The organism is Pseudomonas sp. 43mfcvi1.1 (assembly GCF_900115935.1).
Classification (GTDB): Bacteria; Pseudomonadota; Gammaproteobacteria; order Pseudomonadales; family Pseudomonadaceae; genus Aquipseudomonas; species Aquipseudomonas bijieensis.
In genome coordinates this window covers 411,804-426,145 of record NZ_UETT01000005.1, presented here as the reverse complement: position 1 = coordinate 426,145, position 14,342 = coordinate 411,804, and the positions used below count along the sequence as shown (strand labels likewise).

The 14,342-nt window shown below is 62.5% G+C and carries 14 protein-coding genes; 10 read left to right on the top strand and 4 right to left on the bottom strand.

Annotated features, from left to right (window positions below; all coding sequences use genetic code 11):
- Nucleotide 1 precedes the first annotated feature (1 nt).
- Complete coding sequence (locus DTP52_RS12905) at nucleotides 2–1,648, bottom strand: Na+/H+ antiporter (RefSeq protein ID WP_109753705.1); 1,647 nt, start codon at nucleotides 1,646–1,648, stop codon at nucleotides 2–4.
- Nucleotides 1,649–1,831: 183 nt separating this feature from the next.
- On the bottom strand, nucleotides 1,832–3,151 hold the full coding sequence (locus DTP52_RS12900) for a type III effector protein RopAA (RefSeq protein WP_109753704.1): 1,320 nt from the start codon (nucleotides 3,149–3,151) through the stop codon (nucleotides 1,832–1,834).
- Nucleotides 3,152–3,327: 176 nt separating this feature from the next.
- Between DTP52_RS12900 and DTP52_RS12895 the strand changes: the two genes are divergently transcribed.
- The 4 genes from DTP52_RS12895 (at nucleotide 3,328) to DTP52_RS12880 (ending at nucleotide 6,440) form a co-directional block, all read left to right on the top strand.
- Nucleotides 3,328–3,690: an ArsC family reductase gene (locus DTP52_RS12895; RefSeq protein ID WP_109753703.1), complete on the top strand. Its 363-nt coding sequence runs from the start codon at nucleotides 3,328–3,330 to the stop codon at nucleotides 3,688–3,690.
- Between the two features lie 32 nt (nucleotides 3,691–3,722).
- Nucleotides 3,723–4,757 carry a 2,3,4,5-tetrahydropyridine-2,6-dicarboxylate N-succinyltransferase gene (dapD, locus tag DTP52_RS12890; protein ID WP_109753702.1) on the top strand — a complete coding sequence of 345 codons (1,035 nt, stop codon included), beginning with the start codon at nucleotides 3,723–3,725 and terminating at the stop codon, nucleotides 4,755–4,757.
- A 76-nt stretch (nucleotides 4,758–4,833) separates the two neighbouring features.
- Nucleotides 4,834–6,039: an aminotransferase class V-fold PLP-dependent enzyme gene (locus tag DTP52_RS12885; RefSeq protein ID WP_109753701.1), complete on the top strand. Its 1,206-nt coding sequence runs from the start codon at nucleotides 4,834–4,836 to the stop codon at nucleotides 6,037–6,039.
- Nucleotides 6,036–6,440, top strand: a complete 405-nt coding sequence (locus tag DTP52_RS12880; RefSeq protein ID WP_109753700.1) for a SufE family protein — start codon at nucleotides 6,036–6,038, stop codon at nucleotides 6,438–6,440. Before DTP52_RS12885 ends, DTP52_RS12880 begins: the two co-directional genes overlap by 4 nt.
- A gap of 141 nt (nucleotides 6,441–6,581) precedes the next feature.
- Here DTP52_RS12880 and tcdA read toward each other — a convergent pair whose 3' ends face one another.
- Nucleotides 6,582–7,394 carry a tRNA cyclic N6-threonylcarbamoyladenosine(37) synthase TcdA gene (gene tcdA, locus DTP52_RS12875; RefSeq protein WP_371925588.1) on the bottom strand — a complete coding sequence of 271 codons (813 nt, stop codon included), beginning with the start codon at nucleotides 7,392–7,394 and terminating at the stop codon, nucleotides 6,582–6,584.
- A 376-nt stretch (nucleotides 7,395–7,770) separates the two neighbouring features.
- Between tcdA and dapE the strand changes: the two genes are divergently transcribed.
- The 3 genes from dapE to DTP52_RS12860 all read left to right on the top strand — a co-directional run bounded on the left by dapE (nucleotide 7,771) and on the right by DTP52_RS12860 (nucleotide 10,192).
- Complete coding sequence (gene dapE, locus DTP52_RS12870; RefSeq protein ID WP_109753698.1) at nucleotides 7,771–8,922, top strand: succinyl-diaminopimelate desuccinylase; 1,152 nt, start codon at nucleotides 7,771–7,773, stop codon at nucleotides 8,920–8,922.
- Complete coding sequence (locus DTP52_RS12865; RefSeq protein ID WP_109753697.1) at nucleotides 8,922–9,731, top strand: putative RNA methyltransferase; 810 nt, start codon at nucleotides 8,922–8,924, stop codon at nucleotides 9,729–9,731. The genes dapE and DTP52_RS12865 overlap by 1 nt, the downstream gene beginning before the upstream one ends.
- An 83-nt stretch (nucleotides 9,732–9,814) precedes the next feature.
- The gene (locus DTP52_RS12860; protein WP_109753696.1) at nucleotides 9,815–10,192 is read left to right on the top strand and encodes a hypothetical protein; all 378 of its coding nucleotides are present in this window, start codon (nucleotides 9,815–9,817) and stop codon (nucleotides 10,190–10,192) included.
- A gap of 148 nt (nucleotides 10,193–10,340) precedes the next feature.
- Here the strand turns inward: DTP52_RS12860 and DTP52_RS12855 are convergent, their stop codons facing one another.
- Entirely contained in the window at nucleotides 10,341–10,550 is a 210-nt protein-coding gene (locus DTP52_RS12855) for a cold shock domain-containing protein (protein WP_003198198.1), read from the bottom strand.
- Nucleotides 10,551–10,784: 234 nt separating this feature from the next.
- Here DTP52_RS12855 and plsB point away from each other — a divergent pair, with 234 nt between their 5' ends.
- The 3 genes from plsB (at nucleotide 10,785) to DTP52_RS12840 (ending at nucleotide 14,341) form a co-directional block, all read left to right on the top strand.
- On the top strand, nucleotides 10,785–13,283 hold the full coding sequence (plsB, locus tag DTP52_RS12850; RefSeq protein ID WP_109753695.1) for a glycerol-3-phosphate 1-O-acyltransferase PlsB: 2,499 nt from the start codon (nucleotides 10,785–10,787) through the stop codon (nucleotides 13,281–13,283).
- A gap of 188 nt (nucleotides 13,284–13,471) precedes the next feature.
- Nucleotides 13,472–13,846 (top strand): hypothetical protein, encoded by a 375-nt coding sequence (locus DTP52_RS12845; protein ID WP_109753694.1) that lies wholly within the window; start codon nucleotides 13,472–13,474, stop codon nucleotides 13,844–13,846.
- 93 nt (nucleotides 13,847–13,939) lie between these two features.
- Nucleotides 13,940–14,341, top strand: coding sequence for a YbaY family lipoprotein (locus DTP52_RS12840; protein WP_109753693.1), 402 nt, complete (start codon nucleotides 13,940–13,942; stop codon nucleotides 14,339–14,341).
- Nucleotide 14,342 lies beyond the last annotated feature (1 nt).

Sequence of the window (14,342 nt, the reverse complement as noted above, 5' to 3'; positions counted from 1 at the left end):
GTTATTTACCCAACCCCAAATTCGCCTCCGCCAGATCCAACTCCCCCAGCACCTCACGCAACACGTCATCCCCAATCTGGTGATGACGGCTGAGGCGATACAGCTCCAGCCGCTGCGCCCGAAAAGCCTTCAAGCGCAGCCGGCGTTCCAGCAGGTCCATCTCGAACGCCAACGCCTGGGCTTCGGCGGAGTCGTTGAACACCTCCAACTGATGGCGATATTCAGACATCAACCGCGCCTTGACCTCGGTCGCCAACGCCGCCTGGGCCGCATCCGGCGTACTGGTCGCTTCGGTCGGCTCCTCCACTTCCAGCGCATGGATCGCCGCTTCAGCGGTTTTGCGCCAAGCCTCGCGAACTTCGTTGCGACGCTTGTCGTCGGGGCTCTTCTCGATACCCCGCAGCAGCAGTGGCAGGGCGATGCAGGCCGCAATCAGCGACAGCAGAATCACCCCGGCGGCAATGAAGATCAGCAAGTCCCGCTCGGGAAATGCCTCCCCCGCCCCCAGCAACAATGGCACCGACAACACACCTGCCAACGTCACCGCCCCGCGCACACCGCCGAAGGTCAGCAACCAGCAGGAACGCGCCGTCGGCACCAGGGTCAACTCGCCCTTGCCGCGCCAGCGGCGCAACAGCCCGGACACGCGCCAGATGCTTTGCACCCAGACAAACCGCAGCACCAACAACACCAGGAAAATCGCCACCACGTCCAGGCAGCGATAGAACAACGTAGGCCACAACGTCGGCTCATGGCTGGTCACGGCCTTGATGATGTCCGGCAATTGCAAGCCCAGCAGCAGGAAGATCAAGCCGTTGAAGGCGAATTCCAACAGCGACCAGACACTGCGATTGAGCAATCGCGTGCCGGTCTGGCGCGGCAGCAGGTCGAGCCAGCTCTGCATCATGCCTGCCGCCACCGCCGAGAGAATCCCCGAGGCGCCCAAGCGTTCAGCCAGCACATAGGCTGCGAATGGCAGTAGCAACATGAACACCACGTGGGTGGCCGGATCGTCCCAGCCCCGGGCAATCATCCAGGCCCGCAAGCGGCCCACCAGCCAACTCAACACCACGCCCACCAACAGGCCACCGACCGCCACCAGGACAAAGGCCAGGCTCGCCCCCGCCAGGGAAAACACGCCAGTGATCGCCGCCGCCAGGGCGAACTTGAAGGTCACCAGGCCCGACGCATCGTTCATCAACGCTTCGCCCTGGAGCATGTGCATCAATGGCGCGGGCAAGCGGTCCCGGGCAATCGCCGAGACCGCCACGGCGTCGGTCGGTGACAGGACAGCCGCCAGGGCGAAGGTCACCGGCAACGGGATACCGGGCAGCAGCCAATGAATGAAATACCCCGCCCCAACTACCGTAAACAGCACCAACCCTACCGCCAGCGTCAGGATCGGCCCGCGCAGGCGCCAGAATTCGCGCTTGGGCATGCGCCAACCATCGGAGAACAGCAGTGGCGGCAGGAACAGAAACAGAAACAACTCGGGATCAAGCGCCACATGCAGCCCCAGTGAGGGCCAGGCCAGCACGGCGCCGGCGCCGATCTGCACCAGGGGCAACGGCAGCGGAATCAACCGTCCGATCAGGCGCGACACGCCCACCAGCATCAACAGGATCAGGACGGTATAGGCGCTTTGCATAACGGACTTCCAATGACAGCCATACACATCTGCGGCAACAGCTGGCCGGTGAAGTGCCATATTAACTGCCAAGGTGAACCGCCGCCGTTGCACATTGGTCGCACCTGAGCGGCGTCAATGCGCAGTCGCCCCTTGGTCGCTCCCAACCTCCACGCGGCAGGAGCGACCGGCGACTATCCGAAGCTAAACAGCTCGCTCAGCGGCATTGAGGGTCGGGCGGCCCGAGACAACATCGACGCCGTCACCCTCATTGTCGCTGTCTTCCCCGATCTGTTCGGCCGCCGACATTTCGACCAAGGGCAACATTCCCTGCAGCTCATCCGGATGAGCGGGACCGGCAGATAGCCTGTCCAACGCGGCGGAGGCCTCGTCCGCCAACGGCTGGGTCATCACTCCCGTCGTCACCCAGGCGGCGAGCACCGGGGCCATCGTGGCCGTAACCGTCGCCTTGCCAGCCGCCGCAACACCCGCAGGCGAAATCCCGGCGTTCCTGGCTGCATTGACAGCGGCGGTCTGGGCCATGCCGATCGCGGTAATCCCGCCGGCCAACGCTCCAAGACCACTGGTCAAGCCGGTCGGCGTAACCAGGGCTTGCAGCGATTTGCTGCCATCGCGCATCGCGTCCAGCGGCAGGCTGCCGACCCGCTTCGCAATGCCCATCGCAGCACTTCCTACGCCATAATTCTTGAGATCCTTGTAACGCTGGTGCCAGTCTTGACGCCCCAACAGGTATTGCGGGCCAATCCGGTGTTTCGATTTATCGATGGAATGTTGCAGGTCATAGGCGGCCATGCCTGAAAGCGGAGAACCGACGGCAGCTATCACAGAGTCCACCCTGCTGCCCGTTTGCGCATCGACGAGATGCGTCACGACGGGTTGGACGACCGTGCGCAACGCGTTTCGCGCGCTGAAGGTCTGGAAAGTCAGGCTGCCTTCGATAGCCCGGGTCGTCAGGCTCGGCTTCGCCGCCTGGGCGGATTCCCGCATGACCGGTTCCAGATCGGCATCTTCGGCCACCAGCCACTGGGTGTCGCTGGTGGCGCGCTGGATCAGGCCATTGCCGACCGTGTCGGCGGCGCTGCTGACCAGGCCGGCAATCGCCGACAGCGCCAACGGCGAGGTAATCGAGCCATTGCCGGTCACCGCCGGGACGAAGTCCAGCGCAATGGACGCCACGCCGAAGGGAACCGAACGAACGAATCCAACAGTGTCATGGGCCGCGCGATCCAGCCGCGAGCCTTTGGTCAGTACGGCATCGACGCTTTCCGCGGTTTCCCCGTCATTGGCCAAGGTGCGCGAACGATCGTCGATCAGTGCTTCGAAGGCCTCGCGATTGGCACCGTTTATATGCGGCTCGAATACCCGGGTGAGCTGGGCCTTGATTGCACCAGTGCGATTTGCCAGGTCCTGTTCAGCCGTGACAGGACCGATCGGGACGGCTGCGGCGGTCCCGGTGGTCGATGTCGTTGAATGGAGCGGGGGGGTCAGGGAAATAGGATCCATGGGCTGCTCTCTCGTGCGCAAAAGTGTTGGGTTTACCTGTGCTGTGTGGTCGCCTCTTTTCTATCGGTTCCGCCTTGTCCGATCCGTCGCGACAGTCAAGGCACTGAAAGGAACGACGTGGCATAATCGTCCGCTGATTTTCAGGACGATACCGGGAACGTTTTGGAGGAGCATTCATGCCCAGGGAAAACAAGCACTTACAGCTTTTCGGCATCAAAGCCTGCGATACGATGAAAAAAGCGCGTACCTGGCTCGATGAGCACGCGGTGCGCTATGACTTTCACGATTACAAAACTGCCGGCATCGACCGTGAGCACCTGACCCAATGGTGCAACGAACATGGCTGGCAAGTGGTGTTGAACCGTGCCGGTACGACCTTTCGCAAACTCGACGACGAACGCAAAGCCGATCTCGACCAGACGAAAGCCATCGAACTGATGCTCGCCCAACCCTCGATGATCAAGCGCCCGGTGCTCGATCTCGGTGACCGAACCCTGATTGGCTTCAAGCCAGATATTTATACGGCAGAGATCAAGTAAACCTGCCCAGTCCATTCTGTAGAGGTAATTTCATGTCCACTACCCTGTTCAGCCTGGCCTTCGGTGTCGGCACTCAAAACCGTCAAGGCGCCTGGCTGGAAGTGTTCTACGCACAGCCGCTGCTCAACCCGTCGGCTGACATCGTCAAAGCCATCGCGCCGATCCTTGGCTACAGCGACGGCAACCAGGCCATCACCTTCACCACCGCCCAGGCCTCGCAACTGGCTGAAGCGCTCAAGGGTGTCGATGCCGCGCAAGCCGCGCTGCTGACCCGCCTGGCCGAAAGCCACAAACCGCTGGTCGCCACGCTGCTGGCCGAAGATGCCCAACTGAGCTCCACGCCTGAGGCTTACCTCAAGCTGCACCTGCTGTCCCATCGCCTGGTCAAGCCCCATGGCCTGAACCTGGCTGGCATCTTCCCGCTGCTGCCGAACGTGGCCTGGACCAGCCAGGGCGCGATCGACCTGAGCGAACTGGCCGAGCACCAGCTCGAAGCCCGCCTGCGTGGCGAGTTGCTGGAAGTGTTCTCGGTGGACAAGTTCCCGAAAATGACTGACTACGTGGTGCCGGCTGGCGTACGGATCGCCGATGCCGCACGGATCCGTCTGGGCGCCTACGTGGGCGAAGGCACCACCGTGATGCACGAAGGTTTCGTCAACTTCAACGCTGGCACCGAAGGCCCGGGCATGATCGAAGGCCGCGTGTCGGCTGGCGTGTTCGTCGGCAAGGGTTCGGACCTGGGCGGCGGTTGCTCGACCATGGGCACCCTGTCGGGCGGCGGCAACATCGTGATCAAGGTTGGCGAAGGCTGCCTGATCGGCGCCAACGCCGGCATCGGTATCCCGCTGGGCGACCGCAACACCGTGGAGTCGGGCCTGTACGTGACCGCCGGCACCAAGGTCGCGCTGCTGGACGAGAACAACCAACTGGTCAAAGTGGTCAAGGCCCGTGACCTGGCTGGCCAACCCGACCTGTTGTTCCGCCGCAACTCCGAGACTGGCGCGGTGGAATGCAAGACCCACAAATCGGCCATCGAGCTGAACGAAGCGCTGCACGCCCACAACTAAGTCGCTTCACTCCCTCACCTGTGGGAGCAAGTTTGCTCCCACAGGGTCCGGCGTAACTCCAGCAGGGCCCGAAAGCATGTTGATCCCATCCCCTTGGCGCGCCGACTTCCCGGCCATCGCCGCCCTGCAACGGCAAGGCCAGACCTACCTGGACAGCGCCGCCACCACGCAAAAACCCCAAGCCCTGCTCGATGCCCTGACGCATTACTACGCCAATGGCGCCGCCAATGTGCACCGTGCACAACACCTACCGGGCGCCCACGCCACCCAGGCGTTCGAAGACAGCCGCCTCAAGGTGGCGCAATGGCTCAACGCCGGGGATTGCGGGCAGATCGTCTTCACCCATGGCGCCACTTCGGCGCTGAACCTGCTGGCCTACGGGCTGGAACATCTGTTCAACCCGGGCGATGAAATCGTCATCAGCGCCCTGGAACACCACGCCAACCTGTTGCCGTGGCAGCAACTGGCCGAGCGCCGCTCGTTGACGCTGGTGGTGTTGCCGCTAGACGCTGACGGGGTGATCGATCCTGGCGCCGCCGCCGAACTGATCGGCCCGCGTACCCGCTTGCTGGCGGTGAGCCAGTTGTCCAATGTGCTGGGAGCCTGGCAGCCAGTGCCTACGCTGCTGGCGCTGGCCAAGGCCCAGGGCGCACTGACAGTGATCGACGGCGCCCAAGGCGTGGTCCATGGTCGCCACGACGTTCAGGCACTGGGCTGCGACTTTTATGTGTTTTCCAGCCACAAACTCTACGGCCCCGACGGGCTGGGCGTGCTGTTTGGTCGTACCGAGGCCCTTGGCAACCTGCGCCATTGGCAGTTCGGTGGCGAAATGGTGCAACAGGCCGATTACCACAACGCCACGTTCCGCCCGGCGCCGCTGGGCTTCGAGGCCGGCACGCCGCCGATTGCCAGCGTGATCGGGTTGGGCGCGACCCTGGACTACCTGTCCACTCTTGATCCGCAAGCGGTCATTGACCATGAGGCGGCGCTGCATGACTACCTGCTCCATGGTTTGTTGGCTCGCAACGGCGTGCGCCTGGTAGGCAACCCACGGCTGGCCCTGGCCAGCTTCGTGGTTGAAGGCGTGCACAACGCCGACCTGGCCCATCTGCTGACCGAACAAGGCATCGCCGTGCGCGCCGGGCATCACTGCGCCATGCCGCTGTTCAAGCATTTGAAGCTGTCCGGGGCGATTCGGGTGTCACTGGCGCTGTACAACGACTCCGCCGATATCGAACGCTTCTTCGAAGCGCTGGATCAGGCCTTGGAGATGCTTCGATGAATCTACCCGCCGATGCCGCCGCAGCGTTGCAGATTTTCCAGGACGCCTCGGGCTGGGAACAACGCGCCCGGCTGCTGATGCAATGGGGCGAGCGCCTGCCGCCCCTGAGCGACGCAGACAAATGCGACGCCAACCTCGTTCATGGCTGTGAGAGCCAGGTGTGGTTGGTGGGCCAGTTGCACGACGGACATTGGCAGTTTGCCGCCAGCAGCGATGCGCGGTTGATTCGTGGGCTGGTGGCGTTGCTGCTGGCGCGGGTCAATGGATTGTCCGCTGACGAGTTGCAGCAGGTGGATTTGCCGGATTGGTTCAATCAGCTGGGATTGTCGCGACAGTTGTCGCCGTCGCGTAGCAATGGCTTGAATGCGGTGTTAAAGCGGATGCGCGAATTGACACAATAACCGTGGCGAGGGAGCTTGCTCCCGCTGGACTGCGCAGCAGTCCCAAAAGCAGTCAACTCAATCTGTCTGACATACCGCGTTGCCCGGTTTCAGGGCCGCTTCGCGACCCAGCGGGAGCAAGCTCCCTCGCCACAAAGGCCGTTACTGCCCGCCCTTGAGCCGATCCGCCGGCCGCCGCACACCCGCCACGATCTTATCCACAGCCTTGGTCGCCGCGACCATGCCGAACGTCGCCGTGACCATCATCACCGCGCCAAACCCACCGGCGCAGTCGAGCTTGACGCCGTCGCCGACAAAACTCTTCTGCAGGCAAATGCTGCCATCCGGTTTGGGGTAGCGCAGTTGTTCGGTAGAGAACACGCAGGGCACGCTGTAGTGGCGGGTCACGGTGCGGGAAAAACCATAGTCGCGGCGCAAGGTGGAGCGCACTTTCGAGGCCAGGGGATCGTTGAACGTGCGGTTCAAGTCGCAGACCTGGATCAGCGTCGGATCGATCTGCCCACCCGCCCCGCCCGTGGTGATGATCTGGATCTTGCGGCGCTTGCACCAGGCGATCAGCGCAGCCTTGGCGTTGACGCTGTCGATGCAGTCGATAACACAGTCGATGTTCGGCGTGATGTATTCGGCCATGGTCTCGCGGGTGACGAAGTCCGCCACCGCGTGCACCCTGCAGTCGGGGTTGATCCCCCGCAGCCGCTCGGCCATCACGTCGACCTTGGGCTTGCCGACGGTGCTGTCCAGGGCGTGCAACTGGCGGTTGGCGTTGCTGACACAGACATCGTCCAGGTCAAACAGCGAAATCTCACCCACGCCGCAACGGGCAATGGCTTCCGCCGCCCAGGAACCGACCCCACCCACGCCGACGATCGCCACATGGGCCGCCCGCAGGCGCTCCAGGCCTTCGATGCCATACAAACGGGCGATACCGGCAAACCGTGGATCTTCTGTACTCATGACCATTACCCCAAAAACCGGCGCGCATTATAGGGCTTTGTCTCGGCAATTTAAGCAAAACCTCTGTGGGAGCGAGCCTGCTCGCGATGGCGGTGGATCAGTGGCAGTGATGTTGACTGACACACCGCCATCGCGAGCAGGCTCGCTCCCACAGGTTTTGTGCTCCAACTGACCAGCACCAGGGGCCCATGCCAGTCGTTTTGCTATAAGATAACCGCCATTTTGTAAGCCTCGACCGAATACAATCCAACGGTCGAACTCAGGACCTGTGGGAGCGGGCTTGCTCGCGAAGGCGTCATCACTGACGCTAAAAGCTTCGCGAGCAAGCCCGCTCCCACATGGACTGTGATCTCCTTTCCAGCTTTCGGAGTTTTCCATGACGGCCCACGCCGACCTCTCGCCGACCCTGCAACTCGCCTGCGACCTGATCCGCCGTCCGTCCGTGACGCCGGTGGATGCTGATTGCCAGAAACTGATGATGCAGCGCCTGGGTAATGCGGGTTTTGCGCTCGAGCCGATGCGCATCGAGGATGTGGATAACTTCTGGGCCAGCCATGGCAAGCATGACGGTCCGGTGCTGTGCTTCGCCGGGCACACCGACGTGGTGCCGACCGGCCCGGTGCAGGCCTGGCAGCTCGACCCGTTCGACGCGGTCATTGATGAGCACGGCATGCTTTGTGGCCGTGGCGCAGCGGACATGAAGGGCAGTCTGGCGGCGATGGTGGTGGCGGCCGAACGGTTCGTCGCCGACTATCCGGACCACAAGGGCTCGGTCACCTTCCTGATCACCAGCGATGAAGAAGGCCCGGCCCACCACGGCACCAAGGCCGTGGTCGAACGTCTCAAGGCCCGTCAGGAGCGGCTGGACTGGTGCATCGTCGGCGAGCCATCGAGCACCACCTTGGTGGGCGATGTGGTCAAGAACGGCCGGCGCGGTTCCCTCGGCGCGAAGCTGACCGTGCGTGGCAAGCAAGGCCACGTGGCCTATCCACACCTGGCGAAGAACCCGATTCACCTGGCTGCCCCGGCGCTGGCTGAATTGGCCGCCGAGCATTGGGACCACGGCAACGACTTCTTCCCGCCGACCAGTTTCCAGATCTCCAACCTCAACGCTGGCACCGGCGCGACCAACGTGATCCCCGGTGACCTGGTGGCGGTGTTCAACTTCCGTTTTTCCACCGAGTCCACCGTCGAAGGCCTGCAACAGCGCGTCGCCGACATTCTCGACAAACATCAACTGGACTGGCACATCGACTGGGCGTTGTCCGGCCTGCCGTTCCTCACCGAACCGGGTGCATTGCTCGACGCGGTGTCGTCGAGCATCAAGGACGTCACCGGTCGCGAGACCCAGGCGTCTACCAGCGGCGGCACGTCCGACGGTCGCTTCATCGCCACCATGGGCACGCAAGTGGTAGAGCTGGGGCCGGTCAACGCGACCATCCACCAGGTCAATGAACGAGTGCTGGCAGCCGATCTCGAGGTGCTGACCGAGATCTACTACAAGACGCTGATCAAGTTGCTCGCCTGATGCTCGCCTGCCCGATCTGCAGTGAGCCGCTGAACGCGGTGGACAACGGTGTGGTGTGCCCGGCCGGCCACCGCTTCGACCGCGCGCGGCAGGGTTACCTGAACCTGCTGCCGGTGCAGCACAAGAACAGCCGCGACCCCGGCGACAACCAGGCGATGGTCGAAGCCCGCCGCGATTTTCTCAACGCAGGGCATTACGCCCCCGTCGCCCGGCGTCTGGCGGAACTGGCCGCCGAACGTGCGCCCGGACGCTGGCTGGACATCGGCTGTGGCGAGGGCTACTACACCGCGCAAATCGCTGAAGCGTTACCCAATGCCGATGGTTATGCCCTGGACATCTCCCGAGAGGCGGTCAAGCGTGCCTGCAAACGCAACCCACAACTGACCTGGTTGATCGCCAGCATGGCCCGCGTGCCCTTGGCGGACGGCTGCTGTCAGTTCCTGGCCAGCGTGTTCAGCCCGCTGGACTGGCAGGAAGCCAAGCGTTTACTCAGCCCCGGTGGCGGCCTGATGAAAGTCGGCCCCACCGCCGGCCATCTGATGGAATTGCGCGAACGCCTGTACGACGAAGTTCGCCAGTACACCGATGACAAGCACCTGGCCCTGGTGCCTTCGGGCATGGCGCTCGATCACAGCGAAACCCTCGAATTCAAGCTGACGCTCGACAGCGGCCAGGACCGCGCCAACCTGCTGGCCATGACGCCCCACGGCTGGCGTGCCAGTGCCGAACGCCGTGCCAGCGTGATCGAGCAGGCCGAGCCGTTCGAAGTCACGGTGTCGATGCGCTACGATTATTTCGTTCTTCAATAACCCTTTTGTTTCCGGGCCCGGGCAACCGTCCGGGGCCAGTTAAATCCGCGAATGGATTTTTCAAGACCGCAGTGAGGACATCCATGCGCCAACCCGATATCGAGATTTACCTCAAGGACGCCGACGTCGACCACAAGGCCATCGCCGCCTGGCTCGGCCAGGCCCTGGGCCCATGCAGCGAATGGGTACAGAAAGGCCAGACCTACAAGTGCAAGGCCGGCAGCATCCCGGTGACCTGGCTGCCCAAGGCCGTGGGCAAATGGAACAGCCTGTACCTGGAAAGTGACCAGACCCCGTGGGAAGACGACATCGCCTGCGCCCGCGCCGCCTTCGCCGCCCTGAATGTCGAAGTGCGCTGCGCGCCTGGGTCGTGGGTGGAAGAAGAAGGTGAAGAGTCGGCGGATCGCTGGATTCGCATCAGCGCCGATGGGGAAGAAGAGATTACCTGGAAGACGGCGTAACGCCCGTCTCAGCTTCAGCCTAGATCCAACTGTGGGAGCGAGCCTGCTCGCGATAGTGGTGTGACAGTCGATTAGGTATCGCCCGATACACCGCTATCGCGAGCAGGCTCGCTCCCACAGTGGTCTTCATGGTGACTGCAAGGGCGGGTTACAACCCCACCACATCCTCAGCCTGCAAGCCCTTCTGCCCTTCCACAACCGCGTACTCGACCTGCTGGCCTTCGGTCAGTGAACGGTGGCCTTCACCGCGGATGGCGCGGTAATGCACGAACACATCCGCACCGCCTTCACGCTGGATGAAGCCGTAGCCCTTGGCGTCGTTGAACCACTTCACACTGCCGGTTTCCCGTGCTGCCATGATGCTCACTCCCATTTTTATTTTTTAAGTCGGCTTTTCGAAGGAAAGCCGTACGAACGTTAGCTGCCGTCCAGCCGTCCAAAGGTGGCCGTGGCAGTCACTGGCCGAGTATATGACACACGTAAAAACTCTCAACTGACTTTACTTCGGTGCTTTTTTGCCGATTTTCGATGAATCCGGCACACTAGCCAGCCCGAGCAGCCGCTCGGTTTTATCCACTCATGCAGAAGCCGTATGACCCGCTCCCCGTTCCGCCGTCTTGTGTTTGGCACCCTGCGCCGACTGTTGTACCTCTGGGTTCGCTCCGAGACCATCAACCAGTCGTCCTTCACCCTCAACCTCGACCGCAGTCGTCCGGTGTTCTACGTCCTGCAAGATCCTTCGCTCACCGACCTGGCGGTGCTCGACACCGAGTGCACCAAGGCCGGCCTGCCCCGTCCGGTGCTGCCAGTCTCGGTGGGTAACCTGCTGGAACCGGCGGCGTTTTTCTACCTGACGCCAGCACCGGACTGGATCGGGCGCCAGGACAAGCGCGGCGCGCCACCGACCCTGACGCGGCTGGTCAATGCCCTGACCCACAACGCCGCCGAAGATGCACAGATCATCCCGGTCAGCGTGTTCTGGGGACAGTCGCCCGACAGCGAATCGAGCCCCTGGAAGCTGTTGTTCGCCGACAGCTGGGCCGTCACCGGGCGTCTGCGCCGCCTGTTGAGCATCATGATCCTGGGACGCAAGACCCGCGTGCAGTTCTCCGCGCCGATCCATCTGCGCGAACTGATCGAACACGACAAGGGCCACGAACGCACCGTGCGCATGGCCCAGCGGATCCTGCGGGTGCACTTCCGCAATTTGAAAGCAGCGGTCATCGGCCCGGACATTTCCCACCGCCGCAACCTGGTCAAGGGCCTGCTGAACCAGCCACTGGTCAAGCAGGCGATTGCCGAGGAAGCCGAGCGGGAAAAAATCTCCGCGGAAAAAGCCAAGGCCCAGGCCCTGCGCTACGGCAACGAGATCGCCTCGGACTACACCTACACCGCGATCCGGTTCCTGGAAGTGGTGCTGAGCTGGTTCTGGAACAAAATCTACGACGGCATCAAGGTCAACCACATCGAAGGCGTGCAGAACATCGCCCAGGGCCACGAAGTCATCTACGTGCCGTGCCACCGCAGTCACATCGACTACCTGCTGCTGTCGTATCTGCTGTTTCGCAACGGCCTGACCCCACCGCACATCGCCGCCGGCATCAACCTCAACATGCCGGTGATCGGCGGCCTGCTGCGCCGTGGCGGGGCGTTCTTCATGCGCCGCACCTTCAAGGGCAACCCGCTCTACACCGCCGTGTTCAACGAATACCTGCACACGCTGTTCACCAAAGGCTTCCCGGTGGAGTACTTCGTCGAGGGCGGTCGCTCGCGCACCGGGCGCATGCTGCAACCCAAGACCGGCATGCTCGCCATCACCTTGCGCAGCTTCCTGCGCTCTTCGCGCATGCCCATCGTCTTCGTGCCGGTCTACATCGGTTATGAGCGTGTACTCGAAGGCCGTACCTACCTGGGCGAATTGCGCGGGGCCAGCAAGAAAAAGGAATCGATCTTCGACATCTTCAAGGTCATCGGCGCCCTCAAGCAACGCTTCGGCCAGGTGGCGGTGAACTTCGGCGAACCGATCAAGCTGGCGGAATTCCTCGACGGCGAACAGCCGGATTGGCGCCAACAGGAACTGGGCCCGCAATTCAAACCGGCCTGGCTCAACGCGACCACCCACCGCCTCGGCGAGCGCGTGGCCCGACATCTGAACGAGGCCGCGGCCATCAACCCGGTCAACCTCGTCGCCCTGGCGCTGCTGTCAACCAGTCGCCTAGCCCTGGACGACCGCGCCATGGCCCGGGTGTTGGACCTGTACCTGGCGCTGCTGCGAAAAGTCCCGTACTCGCCCCACACCACCCTGCCCGAAGGCGATGGCCAGGCGCTGATCGAGCACGTGAAGGGCATGGACCTGCTGTCGGAACAGAGTGATGCCCTGGGCAAGATTCTGTACCTGGACGAGCAGAACGCGGTACTGATGACCTACTACCGCAACAACGTGCTGCACATCTTCGCCCTGCCGGCGTTGCTGGCGAGTTTCTTCCAGAGCAGCTCGCGCATGAGCCGCGAACAGATCCTGCGCTACACCCATGCGCTGTACCCGTACCTGCAATCGGAGTTGTTCATTCGCTGGTCGTTGGAAGAACTGGATGGTGTGGTCGACCAATGGCTCGAAGCGTTCGTCGAACAGGGCCTGTTGCGTTTCGAAAATGACCTGTACCTGCGTCCAGCGCCGAGCTCACGGCACTTCGTGCTGCTGACCCTGCTGTCCAAAAGCATCGCCCAGACCTTGCAGCGCTTCTACATGACCGTCTCGCTGCTGCTCAACAGCGGCCAGAACACCATCAGCGCCGAAGAGCTGGAGGACCTCTGCACCGTCATGGCCCAGCGCCTGTCGATCCTGCATGGCCTGAACGCGCCGGAGTTCTTCGACAAGAGCCTGTTCCGCCACTTCATCCAGACGATGCTGGACCTCGATGTGCTGCGCCGCGACGAAGCCGGCAAACTCAGCTACCACGAGCTGCTGGGCGAACTGGCCGAAGGCGCGGCCAAGCGGGTGCTGCCGGCGGAAATTCGCCTGTCGATCCGCCAGGTGGCGCTGCATCGCAGTGAAGATGCGGCGGAGGTCGCCGCCAGTCCTGGCGTTTGAAACTTTCCGATCACTCACCCAGAACCATGGAGCGGTTCCGGTGAGCTGATGGGGGCATCAAGGAACTTACTCCGACGCTGCGCAGCGGCTAAAGCGACGTCAAACGAGGAAAAGACCTACAGAGAACTTTGGAGCAGGCTTCTAGGATGAGGCCACGTCAATGTCGACGTACTGAAAAGGAATTCAGCATGAATATCATCACGCTAACCATGCAACTGCCCGAAGGCCATCAACTTCCCGAAGCCGGCCGCACCGAAGTCAGTGTTCTAAATGCAGCCGGTGCGCAGATCAGCGTCAGCGGCGGCCAGGGCTCCAACGTGGCACCCAAGGAACCGGGGGCCCAGCAGCCTTGGCAATATCGCTTTCTTGTCGATTCCAAGACGACGCGTGTAGGGGAAGAGCTCCTGGTAAAGGCACGAGTGTACCGAGCCGACACCGCTCTTTTTCTTGAGGCCGAACAGGCCTTCACCTGGGATGGCGGCAATCAACACGTTGACATCCCCCTGAGCCTGGCGCCAGCATCGCTGGCTGAAACTGTTCAAGCGCCCGCGTTCGGCTCCTGAGCCGCAACGTTGCGAATGGGTGCTTGGACGCAAACCCGCTAAATGCCCATTGACGCCTGTGTGTTGCTGGCGTCAATGGGCAAGGTGCTTCCAATGAAAAAAATAGCTCTGCTTGCATCCATGGCGTTACTGGCCGCTTGCCAATCGGCAACGCCACCCTCCACCACCGCATCCCTGGATGGCGAAGTGTTCTACCTGCAACGCATCGCCCTGCCGCCCAACGCTACCTTGAGCGTGAGCCTGCAGGACGTTTCCCTGGCCGACGCCCCCGCCGTGGTGCTCGATGAGCAGAGCGGCCCGATCAAAGGCCAGGTCCCGCTGCCGTTCCACCTCAGTTATGATCCCGCCCAGGTCAAGCCCGGCCATCGTTATGCCGTGAGCGCCCGCATCGAAGTGGACGGCCAGTTGATGTTCATCACTACCGAACAGCACGCCGTACAACTCGATGGCAAGGATCCGCAGCCGTTGAAGGTCCGCGTCAACGCCGCACGCTGAT

Excerpts from the sequence above, each read along its gene's own strand:
- DTP52_RS12860 (WP_109753696.1), top strand. The coding sequence starts at position 9,815 with ATGCGCCAACCCGATATCGAGATTTACCTCAAGGACGCCGACGTCGAC.
- dapE (WP_109753698.1), top strand. The coding sequence starts at position 7,771 with ATGACGGCCCACGCCGACCTCTCGCCGACCCTGCAACTCGCCTGCGAC.
- DTP52_RS12895 (WP_109753703.1), top strand. The coding sequence starts at position 3,328 with ATGCCCAGGGAAAACAAGCACTTACAGCTTTTCGGCATCAAAGCCTGC.
- DTP52_RS12845 (WP_109753694.1), top strand. The coding sequence starts at position 13,472 with ATGAATATCATCACGCTAACCATGCAACTGCCCGAAGGCCATCAACTT.
- DTP52_RS12885 (WP_109753701.1), top strand. The coding sequence starts at position 4,834 with ATGTTGATCCCATCCCCTTGGCGCGCCGACTTCCCGGCCATCGCCGCC.
- DTP52_RS12900 (WP_109753704.1), bottom strand. The coding sequence starts at position 3,151 with ATGGATCCTATTTCCCTGACCCCCCCGCTCCATTCAACGACATCGACC.
- DTP52_RS12865 (WP_109753697.1), top strand. The coding sequence starts at position 8,922 with ATGCTCGCCTGCCCGATCTGCAGTGAGCCGCTGAACGCGGTGGACAAC.
- DTP52_RS12840 (WP_109753693.1), top strand. The coding sequence starts at position 13,940 with ATGAAAAAAATAGCTCTGCTTGCATCCATGGCGTTACTGGCCGCTTGC.
- plsB (WP_109753695.1), top strand. The coding sequence starts at position 10,785 with ATGACCCGCTCCCCGTTCCGCCGTCTTGTGTTTGGCACCCTGCGCCGA.
- DTP52_RS12855 (WP_003198198.1), bottom strand. The coding sequence starts at position 10,550 with ATGGCAGCACGGGAAACCGGCAGTGTGAAGTGGTTCAACGACGCCAAG.
- dapD (WP_109753702.1), top strand. The coding sequence starts at position 3,723 with ATGTCCACTACCCTGTTCAGCCTGGCCTTCGGTGTCGGCACTCAAAAC.
- DTP52_RS12905 (WP_109753705.1), bottom strand. The coding sequence starts at position 1,648 with ATGCAAAGCGCCTATACCGTCCTGATCCTGTTGATGCTGGTGGGCGTG.
- tcdA (WP_371925588.1), bottom strand. The coding sequence starts at position 7,394 with ATGAGTACAGAAGATCCACGGTTTGCCGGTATCGCCCGTTTGTATGGC.
- DTP52_RS12880 (WP_109753700.1), top strand. The coding sequence starts at position 6,036 with ATGAATCTACCCGCCGATGCCGCCGCAGCGTTGCAGATTTTCCAGGAC.